The 12,414-nt window shown below is 74.9% G+C and carries 10 protein-coding genes and 1 pseudogene; 5 read left to right on the top strand and 6 right to left on the bottom strand.

Annotated features, from left to right (window positions below):
- Positions 1–4: 4 nt before the first annotated feature.
- Positions 5–1,357, top strand: a pseudogene (locus C9F11_RS48100) (alpha-amylase family protein); the annotation flags it as partial.
- On the top strand, positions 1,354–4,071 hold the full coding sequence (gene pulA, locus C9F11_RS05635) for a pullulanase-type alpha-1,6-glucosidase (RefSeq protein WP_346347228.1): 2,718 nt from the start codon (positions 1,354–1,356) through the stop codon (positions 4,069–4,071). The pseudogene C9F11_RS48100 and the gene pulA, both read left to right, overlap by 4 nt.
- Here pulA and C9F11_RS05630 read toward each other — a convergent pair.
- The 4 genes from C9F11_RS05630 to C9F11_RS05615 form a co-directional block, all read right to left on the bottom strand.
- Positions 4,018–4,959, bottom strand: coding sequence for a dihydrodipicolinate synthase family protein (locus tag C9F11_RS05630; protein WP_138958206.1), 942 nt, complete (start codon positions 4,957–4,959; stop codon positions 4,018–4,020). The genes pulA and C9F11_RS05630 overlap by 54 nt on opposite strands.
- A gap of 62 nt (positions 4,960–5,021) precedes the next feature.
- Positions 5,022–6,341: an aminotransferase class I/II-fold pyridoxal phosphate-dependent enzyme gene (locus C9F11_RS05625; RefSeq protein ID WP_138958205.1), complete on the bottom strand. Its 1,320-nt coding sequence runs from the start codon at positions 6,339–6,341 to the stop codon at positions 5,022–5,024.
- 99 nt (positions 6,342–6,440) lie between these two features.
- Positions 6,441–7,898 (bottom strand): NAD(P)/FAD-dependent oxidoreductase, encoded by a 1,458-nt coding sequence (locus C9F11_RS05620; protein ID WP_138958204.1) that lies wholly within the window; start codon positions 7,896–7,898, stop codon positions 6,441–6,443.
- A gap of 84 nt (positions 7,899–7,982) precedes the next feature.
- Positions 7,983–8,579: a TetR family transcriptional regulator gene (locus C9F11_RS05615; RefSeq protein ID WP_138958203.1), complete on the bottom strand. Its 597-nt coding sequence runs from the start codon at positions 8,577–8,579 to the stop codon at positions 7,983–7,985.
- Positions 8,580–8,708: 129 nt separating this feature from the next.
- Between C9F11_RS05615 and C9F11_RS05610 the strand changes: the two genes are divergently transcribed.
- The 3 genes from C9F11_RS05610 to C9F11_RS05600 all read left to right on the top strand — a co-directional run bounded on the left by C9F11_RS05610 (position 8,709) and on the right by C9F11_RS05600 (position 11,408).
- Positions 8,709–9,128 (top strand): nuclear transport factor 2 family protein, encoded by a 420-nt coding sequence (locus tag C9F11_RS05610; RefSeq protein WP_138958202.1) that lies wholly within the window; start codon positions 8,709–8,711, stop codon positions 9,126–9,128.
- A gap of 117 nt (positions 9,129–9,245) precedes the next feature.
- Positions 9,246–10,616 carry an MBL fold metallo-hydrolase gene (locus tag C9F11_RS05605; protein WP_138958201.1) on the top strand — a complete coding sequence of 457 codons (1,371 nt, stop codon included), beginning with the start codon at positions 9,246–9,248 and terminating at the stop codon, positions 10,614–10,616.
- An 18-nt stretch (positions 10,617–10,634) separates the two neighbouring features.
- Positions 10,635–11,408 (top strand): sulfite exporter TauE/SafE family protein, encoded by a 774-nt coding sequence (locus tag C9F11_RS05600; protein ID WP_138958200.1) that lies wholly within the window; start codon positions 10,635–10,637, stop codon positions 11,406–11,408.
- Positions 11,409–11,451: 43 nt separating this feature from the next.
- On the opposite strand, the gene C9F11_RS05595 is transcribed toward C9F11_RS05600, so the two are convergent.
- Together C9F11_RS05595 and C9F11_RS05590 are read right to left on the bottom strand one after the other, a co-directional pair.
- Positions 11,452–11,733: a metal-sensitive transcriptional regulator gene (locus C9F11_RS05595; RefSeq protein ID WP_138958199.1), complete on the bottom strand. Its 282-nt coding sequence runs from the start codon at positions 11,731–11,733 to the stop codon at positions 11,452–11,454.
- 88 nt (positions 11,734–11,821) lie between these two features.
- A complete protein-coding gene (locus tag C9F11_RS05590; RefSeq protein WP_138958198.1) occupies positions 11,822–12,271 on the bottom strand; it encodes a protein-tyrosine phosphatase family protein in 450 nt (149 codons plus the stop codon).
- Between the last annotated feature and the right edge of the window lie 143 nt (positions 12,272–12,414).

Genomic DNA, 12,414 nt, shown 5'->3' with positions numbered 1-12,414 from the left:
GACCCTGGCGCTCCTCGCGGCCGTCGTCGGCGGCGTCGTGGGCGCCGCCCCGCAGGCACAGGCGGCCCCGCCCGGCGGCAAGGACGTCACCGCGGTGCTCTTCGAGTGGAAGTTCGACGCGGTCGCCAGGGAGTGCACCGGCCGCCTCGGCCCCGACGGCTACGGCTTCGTCCAGGTGTCGCCGCCGCAGGAGCACATCCGGGGCGCGCAGTGGTGGACCTCCTACCAGCCCGTCAGCTACCGGATCGCCGGGCGCCTCGGGGACCGCGCGGCCTTCAAGAAGATGGTCGACACCTGCCACGGCGCGGGCGTCAAGGTCGTCGTGGACACCGTCATCAACCACATGGCGGCGGGCGACGGCACCGGCACCGGCGGCTCGTCGTACACGAAGTACGACTACCCGGGCGTCTACTCGCGCCCCGACTTCGACAACTGCACCGCGCAGATCACCAACTACCAGGACCGCTTCAACGTCCAGGAGTGCGAGCTCGTCGGCCTCGCGGACCTGGACACCGGCGAGGACCACGTGCGCGGCCGCGTCGCCGCGTACCTGAACGACCTGCTCTCCCTGGGCGTCGACGGCTTCCGCGTGGACGCGGCCAAGCACATGGCCGCCGCCGACCTGAAGAACATCAAGTCGCGGCTGACCGACCCGAACGCGTACTGGAAGCAGGAGGCCATCCACGGCGCGGGCGAGGCCGTCTCGCCGGACGAGTACCTGGGCAACGGCGACGTGCAGGAGTTCCGCTACGCCCGTGATCTCAAGCGCGTGTTCCGGAGCGAGAAGCTCGCCTACCTGAAGAACTACGGCGAGGGCTGGGCCTATATGCCGTCCGGCAAGGCGGCCGTGTTCGTCGCCAACCACGACACCGAGCGCGGCGGCGACACGCTCACCTACAAGGACGGCGCCGACCACACCCTGGCGCACGTGTTCATGCTGGCCTGGCCCTACGGCTCCCCGGACGTGCACTCCGGCTACGAGTTCACCGACCGCGACGCGGGCCCGCCCAACGGCGGCCAGGTGGGCGCCTGTTACCGCGACGGCTGGAAGTGCCAGCACGCCTGGCCCGAGGTCCGCAGCATGGTCAAGCTCCGCAACACCGCCCGGGGCACGGGCGTGACCGACTGGTGGGACAACGGCGACGACGCCATCGCCTTCGGCCGGGGCGACAAGGCGTACGTCGTCGTCAACCACGAGGGCACGGAGCTGAACCGCACCTTCCAGACCTCGCTGCCCGCGGGCGGCTACTGCGACGTGCAGAGCGGCCGGTCCGTCACCGTCGACGGCTCGGGCCGGTTCACGGCCGCCGTCGCGCCGGACACCGCCCTCGCCCTGCACACGGGGGCGCGGAAGTGCTGACCTCCCGCTCCCTGGCCTCCCGCTCCCTGGCCTCCCGCGCCTCGCTGACCGCCGCCGTGGCGCTCGCCCTGCTCGCGACCGCTGTGCCCCTCGCCTCCGACGCGGCGGCGGCACCCGGCGGCACGGACCTCGACCTCACGACGTCGAAGGCACAGTGGATAGACCGTTCTACCGTCGTATGGGACACACCCGGCCGGGAGGCCGAAGTCCGGTACGCCCGCGACGGCGGCCTCACCACCGACGGCACGGACGGCGACGACGTGCGCGGCCAGGCCCACCGGATCCGCCTCGCCCGCGTCCCCGGCGGCCTGACCGACGCCCAACGGGCCGCGTACCCGCACCTGAAGGACTACGCCGCCTTCCGCGTCGACCCGCGCGACCGGGGCCGCGTGCGCACGGCCCTCACCGGCCAGCTCGCCGCCGTCGTGCGCGACACCGATGGCACCGCGCGCGCCGCGACGGGCGTACAGATCCAGGGCGTCCTCGACGACCTCTACAGCCGCGCGGCCGCCAGCGCCGACCTCGGCCCGGTCTTCAGGGGCGGCCGCCCCCGGCTGGCCGTGTGGGCGCCCACCGCCCAGGACGTCCGCCTCGACATCGGCGGCCGCAGCGTCCCGATGCGCCGCGACGCGGCCTCCGGCGTGTGGTCGGCCGCGGGCCCCAAGAGCTGGACGGGCAAGCCGTACCGGTACGCCGTGAAGGTCTGGGCGCCCAGCGTGCGCGAGGTGGTCACGAACAAGGTCACCGACCCGTACGCGACCGCCCTCACCGCCGACTCCCGGCAGTCCCTGGCCGTCGACCTGGACGACCCGAGGCTCGCGCCCGAGGGATGGCAGGACCTGCGCAAGCCGGCCGCGGTCCCGCTGCGCTCCGCGCGCGTCCAGGAGCTGCACGTGCGGGACTTCTCCGTCGCCGACCGCACGGCCAAGTACCCCGGCCAGTACCGGGCGTTCACCGACAGGCGCTCCGCCGGGATGCGGCACCTGCGCGAGCTCGCCCGGGCCGGGACGTCGTACGTCCATCTGCTGCCCGTCTTCGACTTCGGCACCGTCCCCGAGCGCCGCGACGACCAGGCGACCCCCGGCTGCGACCTGCCCGCCGCCGCGCCCGACTCCGAGACCCAGCAGGCCTGCGTGGCGCGGACCGCCGCGAAGGACGCCTACAACTGGGGCTACGACCCGCTGCACTACACGGTGCCCGAGGGGAGCTACGCGAGCGACCCCGAGGGCACCCGGCGCACGGTCGAGTTCCGCGAGATGGTCCAGGGCCTCAACCGCGCGGGCCTGCGTACGGTGATGGACGTCGTCTACAACCACACCGTGGCCAGTGGCCAGGCCGACAGGTCCGTACTCGACAGGATCGTGCCCGGCTACTACCAGCGGCTGCTCGCCGACGGCACTGTCGCCACGTCCACGTGCTGCGCCAACACCGCGCCCGAGAACGCCATGATGGGCAAGCTCGTCGTCGACTCCGTCGTCACCTGGGCCCGCGCGTACAAGGTCGACGGCTTCCGCTTCGACCTCATGGGCCACCACCCGAAGGCCAACGTCCTCGCCGTCCGCAAGGCCCTGGACGCCCTGACGCCGGCGAAGGACGGCGTCGACGGCAAGAAGATCATCCTCTACGGGGAGGGCTGGAACTTCGGCGAGGTGGCCGACGACGCCCGCTTCGTGCAGGCCACGCAGAAGAACATGGCGGGCACGGGCATCGCGACGTTCTCCGACCGGGCCCGCGACGCGGTCCGCGGCGGCGGTCCCTTCGACGCCGACCCGCGCGTGCAGGGCTTCGCGAGCGGCCTGTACACCGACCCGAACTCCTCGCCCGCCAACGGCGACCGCGCCGCACAGAAGGCCCGCCTCCTGCACTACCAGGACCTCATCAAGGTCGGCCTCACCGGCAATCTGGCGGCGTACTCCTTCACCGACTCCTCGGGCCGCGCGGTCAAGGGCGCGGACGTCGACTACAACGGCGCCCCCGCGGGCTACGCGGCCGCCCCCGGCGACGCCCTCGCCTACGCCGACGCCCACGACAACGAGACGCTGTACGACGCCCTCGCCCACAAGCTCCCGCCGTCCACGCCCGCCGCGGACCGGGCCCGCGCCCAGGTCCTCGCGATGGCCACGGCCACCCTGGCGCAGGGCCCCGAGCTCTCCCAGGCGGGCAGCGACCTGCTGCGGTCCAAGTCCCTGGACCGCAACTCCTACGACAGCGGCGACTGGTTCAACGCCGTCCACTGGGACTGCCGCGACGGCAACGGCTTCGGCCGCGGCCTGCCCCCGGCCGCCGACAACAAGGACAAGTGGCCCTACGCGAAGCCGCTCCTCGCCGACCGGGCCCTGGCGCCCGGCTGCGCGCAGATCAGCGGCGCCTCGGCCGCCTACCGCGACCTGCTGCGGCTGCGCACCACGGAGCCCGTGTTCTCCCTCGCGACGAGCGAGCGGGTCCAGTCCGAGCTGTCCTTCCCGCTGTCCGGCACGGCGGACGAGACTCCCGGGGTGATCACCATGCGCCTCGGCGATCTGGTGGTGGTCTTCAACGCGACCCCGCGGGAGCAGACGCAGCGCGTCACCGGCCTCAAGGGCGCGCCGTACGCCCTGCATCCCGTGCAGGCACGCGGCGCGGACGCGGTGGTGAAGTCGTCCTCGTACGCGCGGAGTTCAGGCGCCTTCCGGGTTCCGGCCCGCACGGTCGCGGTCTTCCGGCGCGGCTGAGGCGAGGCCCAGGCCGTCGAGGACGGCGACCAGGCGGTCGCGGTCCTCGGCGGCGAGGCCGCGCAGCGGCCGGGGCAGGTTCGGCTCCGACGCGAGGCCCAGATGGGCGGCCGCGGCCGACATGACGCGCAGGCCGCCGTGGCGCCGGAACAGCTCCCACAGCGGTTCGAGGCACGCGGAGCGGGCCGCGGCCCCGGCCGCGTCCCCGTTCCTGGCCGCCCGGGTGAGGGCGAGGGCGACGGCGGGGAAGAGCCCGCCGAGGACCGAGTACCACACGTCGCACCCCGCGCTCAGCCCGGTGGCCGCCGACCAGTCGCCGCTCACGCCGAGCGAGACCGTGTCCGGGACGAGCGCCCGCAGCGCGGCGACGCGCTCCCGGGCCGCGGCCGGATCGCCGGGCACCGGCGGGATCTTGATCGCGGCGACGTTCGGCAACCGCGCGATGCGGCCGTGGAGTTCGTCGCTGAAGTCCACGTGGGTGGTGCGCGGGTTGTCGTACACGCACAGCGGCACGGACAGCTCGCGCGTCACGTCCTCGTAGAGCCCGAACACCTCGTCGTCGCCGAGCGGCTGGTACGTCATCGGGGCGAGCAGGACCGCCGCCGCGCCCGCCTTCTGGGCGTCCTCGGCCAGCGCCAGGACCTGCGCGGTGCGCAGGGCGCCGATCCCGACGAGGACCGGGGTGTCCCCGGCCGCCTCGACGGCGACGCGCGTGGCGCGGGCGCGCTCCTCGCGGGTCAGATAGGCGTAGCCGCCGGTGGAGCCGAGCGCGCCGATCGAGTCCACGCCCGCGGCGGCGAGGCGCGCGACGAGCCGGGCGTAGGCCCGCTCGTCGACGCCCGACTCGTCGGTGGGGGTGAGGGGGAAGGCGCTGAGGCCGGTGAACATGACGGGATGTCCCTTCTGCGGAGAGTGTGCGGGAGCGGAGGGCGTGCGGGGCCCGGGGCGGCTCACACGGCGTGCGGACGGTCGAGGACGGCGGCCAGATCGGCGGCGAACCGCCGGGCGAGCGCCCCGGTGAGCGTGGCGGTCGTGATCCGCAGCGCCTGCCGGTCGGCGGGACCCGCGGCGAAGAGGTCACCGGGGCGCACCGCCCAGCCGCGGCGCGCGAGGGCCTCGACGACGGGCCGGGCCCGCCGGTCCAGGTCCACCCAGACGTTCAGGCCGTCGGGGCGGTGGGCGGCGGGGACGCCGATGCCGTGCGCGGCCAGCTCCCCGACCAGGAGCGCCGAGCGCGCGGCGTAGGCGCGGCGCGCCCGGTCGTGCAGGGCCCGCACGTCCGGATCGCGCAGGAGTTCGCGGACGGTGTGCTGGAGCAGCAGGCTCACCCACATCGTGCCCGCGCTCAGCCGGGTCTCCAGGCGCCGGGCGGTCTCCCGGTCGGCGGCGACGAGGGCCAGGCGCAGGTCCGGGCCGAGGAACTTCGACACCGAGCGCACCAGCCCCCAGGTGGCGGTCCCCGTCGGCGTGACGCGGTGGTACGGCACGGCGGAGACGGCCGAGAAGTGGTCGTCCTCGACGACCAGGACCCCCGGGTGCGCGGCCAGGACGGCGCGCAGCTCGGCGGCCCGCCCCGCGGTCAGGCTCGCTCCGGTCGGGTTGTGGGCGCGCGGCGTGCACACCACCGCGCGCGCCCCCGACTCCAGGGCGGCGCGCAGCGCCTGCGGGCGCATCCCGGCGTGGTCGACCGCCACCGGGGCGGTGCGGTAGCCGTTCAGGCGCAGCGTGCCGATGCTCGCGAGGAAGCACGGGTCCTCCACGGCCACGGCGTCGCCGCGCGTGAGGTGGGCGGTGAGGAGGCGCTCCGTGGCGTCCGCCGCGCCGTTGGCCACCAGGACCCGGAACGGGCGGTCCGGCAGGTCCTCGGCGAAGTGCGCGGTCGCCCACTCCAGGAGGCCGGGGTCGACGGCGGGCGCGCCGTACAGCTGCGGCCGGTAGCCGCCGCGCCCGGCCGCCGCGAGGACGTCGGGCAGCAGCAGGGGATCGGGGTTGCCGCTGGCCAGGTCGGTGAGGCCGCCGCCGAACCCGGCGCCCTCGCGGGCCAGTTGGGGCGTCCCCGCGACCACGGTCCCGCCGCGCCCGTGGGTCTCGGCCACCCCGGCGACCACCAGCTGGCGGTACGCCGCCGCCACCGTGTTCCGGTTCACCCCGAGGTCGGCCGCGAGCGCCCGCACCGGCGGCAGCGGATCCGCGGGCGCCAGCTCTCCGGCCGTGATCAGGTCCCGCACGCTCTCCGCGATCTCCACGGCCGTCGCCCCGCGGATCGCCACGCCCACCACCTCCACGGCTCGGCCGGACTTTGTCCTGTGCCAAACATAGGATTGTCCTATGCCAAACGCAATGGGTGGGCGGGAGAGGGCGGTTTCCCGTCACTCCTTCGTCGCCGGACGTGCGGCCGCCCGGCCGGGGCGGCGGGTGAGGGCGCGGTAGCGGGCGGCGCGGTACGGCCAGTTGTTGGTGATCCGGCCGGTCGCGGTCTTGTACCAGCTGTCGCAGCCCGCCTGCCACACCGTCTCGCCCAGGGCCTCCTGGACGCGGTCCTGGAAGGCGGCGAAGGCCCCGGGGGACACCTCCCACTCGCCCCGGCCGTCGCGGTCGAGCGTGGCCAGGCAGTCGAGGACGTAGCGGACCTGGGCCTCGATCATGAGGACCACGGAGTTGTTGCCGAGATTGGTGTTCGGGCCGTAGAGGAGGAAGAGGTTGGGGAAGCCGGGCACGGTCATGCCGAGGAAGGCGGCCGCCCCGTCCGCCCAGGTCTCCTCGCGGAGGAGCCGGCCGTCCCGCCCGGTGACGGTCACGGGGGCGAGGAACTCGGTGGCGGTGAACCCCGTGCCGTAGATGAGGGTGTCGAGGGCGTGTTCGGCGCCGTCGGCGGTCACGACGCCGCGCGGGGTGATCCGGGTGACCCTCTCGGTGATCAGCTCGACGTTGTCCCGCCCGAGCGCCGGAAGGTAGTCGTCCGAGATGAGGACGCGCTTGCAGCCGAGGGGGAAGTCGGGGGTGAGCTTGGCCCGCAGCGCCGGATCCGTTACCTGTGTGCGCAGTTGGCGGCGGCAGAGGTACTCGACGGCCTTGCCGAGCCGCCCGCCCCGCACGGCCGAGTACAGCACGGTGTCGCAGAAGGCGAACCAGCCGCCGCGGAAGGCGAGGCGGCCTGGCGCCGTGCGGAACAGGGCCTGGTGGACGGGCCCGTAGCGGTAGTCCCACTTGGGCATGACCCAGTTCGCCGAGCGCTGGAACACCCGCAGGGTGCGCGCCTGTCGCGCGACGCGCGGCACGAACTGCACCGCGCTCGGGCCGGTCCCGATCACCCCGACGGACTTCCCTGCCAGGTCGTGCCCGTGGTTCCAGCGGGCCGAGTGGAACGCGGTGCCCGCGAAGTCCCCGCGGCCGGGGACGTCGGGGAAGCGGGGCCTGTTCAGCTGGCCGACGGCCGTCACCAGGACCCGGGCGCGGTGCACGCGGCCCGCGGCGGTGCGCAGCTCCCAGCGCCGGTGCGTCTCGTCGTACGAGGCCGCGACGATCTCCGTGCCGAAGCGGATCCGGGGGCGCAGGCCGTGGGCGTCGGCGCAGTCGTGCAGATAGCGCAGCAGCTCCGGCTGCCCGGGGTAGGCGCGGCTCCAGTCCTCGCGGGGCGCGAAGGAGTACGAGTACAGCTGCGAGGGGATGTCGCAGCCCGCACCCGGGTAGGTGTTGTCCCGCCACACCCCGCCCAGGTCGTCGGCCTTCTCGTACACGGTGAACGAGGTGACACCGGCCCGGGTCAGGCGCATGGCCATGCACAGGCCGGCGAACCCGGCACCGATGACGGCGACGTGATCTGTCATGCCCCTTCCTTAGCAGCTGAGCGTGCGCTGCGGCAGGGGGAGTCGGCGTCCTCCGGTGCGGACGGGCCAGGGCCCGGGCACGCCCTAGCCGGGCTCCGTGGCGCCGAGGGCCCGGAGGACCGTCGTGCGCAGCGCGGCCCCGGCGGCGGCGCTCGGCACGCGCCCCGCGGCGACCTCGTCACCGGCGGCGTGGCCGAGGGCGACCGTCATGGCCACCAGCCAGCGCGGCGCGAGGCCGGGGGCGAACTCGCCCGCCTCCTGGCCCCGTTCGACCAGCCGGACGAGCCGCTCGGTGACGGGCTCGTGGCGGGCCTCGTCGCGCTCCGCGGCACCGGCGGCGGGCGGCGCCTGAAGCAGCCACGCGTTGTTCTCGAACGACGCCCAGGAGGCGTCGAGGAACCTCAACAGCGCCTGGACGGCGGGCCCTTCGTCGAGTGCGGCGGCGTCCAGGGCGGCGACCGCGTCCTGGGTGATCCGGTCGACGGCGGCCGTGAGGAGGTCGTCGCGGGAGGAGAAGTGGGCGTAGACGGTCTGCCGGGTCACGCCCGCCGCCTCGGCGACGGCCGCCATGCCCGCGTCCGGCCGCTGCCGCAGCAGGCGTACCGCCGCGTCCAGGACAGCGGCTCTGCTGCGCTCGGCGTCGGCGCGGCGGCGCCGGGGCGGTTCCGTGGGAGGCGTCATCTCTTACAGCCTTGTCTAAGTTGTCGAGCACTCATATCTTACAGAGATGTCAGAGATCGTAGCCCGACGCCCCGGCCGACGGGCACCCGCCCGGCGGTCAACGGCACCCGCCCAGTGGACAGGAGCGTCATGAAGCCACTAGCCGACACCACCCCCGAACAGTTCATCGCGGACTTCTTCACCTCCCTCACCGAGTCCACGGTCCGTGGCGACGCGCCGGAGTCCGTCATGGAGCGCCACTACACGCCGGACGTCGTGCAGATCAGCGACGGGGTGCCGATCGACCACGATCGCCTCCTCGCCCATCTGCGCCCCGTGCGCAAGAACGTGGTCGGCTGGCGGTTCGACGTGCACGAGGCCGTCGCGGACGGCGGCCGGATCGCCGCCCGCCTCACGATGCACGCCCGGACCCGCAAGGGCGGCCCCACCGTCACCGAGGTGCACCTCTTCGGCGAGTTCACCGAGGACGGCCGCCTGCGCAGATCGCACCAGCTCACCCGGTCCCTGCCCGCGCCAGGGGCCGACGGGGCCCCGGCCGCGGGGGCGTGAGCGCGGGGCGGGCGCCCGCGCGGGGGTAAGAACCGCGCCAACCTGTGCGGCGGCCGGAATCGAAAATACCCCCCTGGGTACTCGCCCGGTACCGCCGCCGCATGGGGAGGAGCCGCCGTGTTCGCCGTCGACACCCTGGAGTTCCCGGGCCTGGGCAACCGCAGCTATCTGGCGGCGGGCCCCCGCTCGGCCGTCGCGATCGACCCGCCGCGCGACGTCGATCAGGTCATCGTGGCGGCCGCCCGCCGGGGCGTGCGGATCGCGTACGTCGCGGAGACCCACGTCCACAACGACTACCTCAGCGGCGGCCTGGAGCTCGCCCGCCTCACCGGCGCCCGCTATCTGGTCCCGGCCGGGGCCGCCGTGTCCTTCCCGCACACCCCCGTCGCGGACGGCGACGCGGTCACCGTCGACGAGGACCTGGCGCTGCGGGCCCTCGCCACCCCCGGCCACACCCCGCACCACACGGCGTACGTCCTGACCGAGGGCGGCCGCGCGGTCGCGGCGTTCACCGGCGGCTCGCTCCTGATCGGCGCGGTGGGGCGGCCCGACCTCGTCGAGCCACGGCTCACCGAACGCCTGGCCCGCGCCCAGCACGCGTCCGCGCACCGGCTGGCGGACGCGCTCGACGACGCGGTGCGGCTGCTGCCCACCCACGGCTTCGGCAGTTTCTGCGCGTCCGGCCGCGCACCGGGCGAGGAGACCACCGTCGGCGCCGAAAGGGCGGGCAACGCCGCCCTGACCAAGGACGTGGACGCGTTCGTCACCGAGCTGCTCGCCGGGCTCGACGACGTGCCCGCGTACTACGCGCACATGGGCCCGGCCAACGCCGCGGGGCCCGCCCCCGTCGACCTCACCCCGCCGGAGCCCGCGACCGCCGAGGGCATCGCCGCGCGCCTCGCCGCGGGGGAGTGGGTGGTGGACCTGCGCCACCGCGTGGCCTTCGCCGCCGGGCACGTGCCGGGGTCCGTCAACTTCGAGGCTGAAGGCAGCCTCGCCACTTATCTGGCCTGGCTGCTGCCCTGGCGCAGACCCGTCACGCTGCTCGCCGCGTCGGCCGGTCAACTCGCCCACGCCCAGCGGGAGCTGGTGCGCGTCGGCATCGACCGTCCGGCCGCCGCCGCTACCGGCGACCCGCGCTCCTGGGTGGGTCCGGGCGGACGCCTCGCGGCCGGTGGCTGCGCCACCTTCGCCGACCTCGCCGGGGCCCGCGCGGGACGCGACGACGTCGTGGTGCTCGACGTGCGCCGCGCCGCCGAGCGCCGCGCCGGCCGGGTCGAGGCCTCCGTGCACATCCCCGTCCACGAACTGCGCGACCGCGTCCGCGAGGTGCCGGACGGCGTGGTGTGGGTGCACTGCGCCAGCGGTACGCGGGCGACGATCGGGGCCTCGCTCCTCGACGCGGCCGGGCGGGACGTGGTCGTCGTCGACGACGGCTTCGCCGCCGCGGAGCAGGCGGGCCTCGTCCCTCTCCGGCCCTCCTCCTGACCCGGCACGGAACCGTCGATGAGCGCGCTCGTCCTCGCCCTGACCGCCGGAGCCGTGGTGGGCCTCGCGCTCGGCGCCCTGGGCGGCGGGGGCAGCGTCCTCGCGGTCCCCGCACTGATCTATCCGCTCGGCTTCACCCCGGCCGCCGCGACCACCGCGAGCCTGCTGATCGTCGCCGTCACCTCGGTGAGCGCCCTGTACGCCCATGCCCGCGCGGGCCACGTCCGCTGGCGCGCGGGGGGCCTGTTCGCCGGAGCGGGCATCCCGCCCGCCGCCGCGGCGGGTGCGGCGGCGGGGCGGCTGCCGCAGCCGGTGCTCACCGGCGCGTTCGCCGCCGTGGCGGGCCTCGCCGCGCTGCGGATGCTCAGGCCGGGGGCGACGGGGGCGACGGGGGCGACGGGGGCGCGCGGGTCGGGCGAGGTGCGGCCCGCCCGGGCGGCGGGCGCCGGGGCCGCGCTCGGCGCGCTGACCGGGCTCCTGGGGGTGGGCGGCGGATTCCTCGTCGTGCCCGCCCTGGTCACCGTCCTCGCCTTCGAGATGCGGGCCGCGACCGGCACCAGCCTGCTCGTCATCGCGGCCAACTCCCTTGCCTCGCTGGCCACGCGGGGCAACACCACGGCGGGCCTCGACTGGTCGGTGATCGCGCCGTTCACCGGCGCGGCCGTCCTCGGCGCCTGGGACGGCAAGCGCCTCGCGGCCCGGCTCTCCGGGCCCCGGCTGCGGCAGGCCTTCGCCTGCGTGCTGCTCGCGGTGGCCGCCGGGATGCTCCTCGACGTCGCCGTACGACGATGAAGGCCGCACGGAGCGCACGGTGGCGCCGGGAACGCGCGCGCCCTCAGGCCAGGGACAGGAACAGCTTCTCCAGGCGGGCCCGCATCCGGTCCCTGTCCCCGCCCTCGGCGAGGTCCTCGTCCGCGAGGCAGTGCTGGAGCCCCGTCGCGATGATGGCGAACCCGGCCTTGTCCAGCGCCCGGGACGCGGCGGCGAGTTGGGTGACCACCTCCTCGCAGTCCCGCCCCTCCTCGATCATTCTGATCACTCCGGCGATCTGCCCCTGCGCCCGGCGCAGCCGGTTGACCACGGTCTTCAGCTCATCGGCCGCCAGCTCCAGATCCATGGGCCACTCCTTCGGCATACCTCTGCGGGAATCCTACGGAAGTGACGTACGGGCGCGGCGAGTTCACGGCGCCCCGGCCGCCGCGCGCCTAGGCGGCGGTGCCGGATCCGGCGGCGAAGGCGCGGACGAAGCGGCGCTGCCAGGGGGTCTCCACCGCGCGGCGGTGATAGCCCGCGCGGACGTATCCGACGGCCTCGTCGCCGGGGACGCCGTCGAGCACGGCCAGGCACGCGAGCGCCGTGCCGGTCCGGCCGACACCGCCGCCGCACGCGACCTCGACGCGCTCCGTCGCGGCCCGCGCCCAGGCCTCGCCGAGCAGTCGCCGTGCCTCCTCGCGATCCGACGGCAGCCGGAAGTCAGGCCAGCGCAGCCAGCGCGCGTCCCACTCCACGGGGGGTGCGGGCCTGCCGAGGAGGTACACGGCGAACATCGGCGCGGGCCCCTCGGGCAGCGGCCTTCGCAGACCGCGCCCACGCACCAGACGGCCCGAGGGCAGCTTCAGCACCCCCGGAGCCGTGTCGTCCCATCTCTCGATCACGCGGCCACCGTATCCGCCCCGCGCGGAGCAGGTGTCCACTGTGAGCTAGCCGATAATCATCGGGTTCTAACGGAATCTTGACTTCAGGAGGGCATAGTGCAAGGCATGACATCCATGGTTCCAGTCTGCCCGTACTGCGGGCG

Source organism: Streptomyces sp. YIM 121038, from assembly GCF_006088715.1.
Classification (GTDB): domain Bacteria; phylum Actinomycetota; class Actinomycetes; order Streptomycetales; family Streptomycetaceae; genus Streptomyces.
This window is presented reverse-complemented; position numbering and strand designations above follow the sequence as displayed.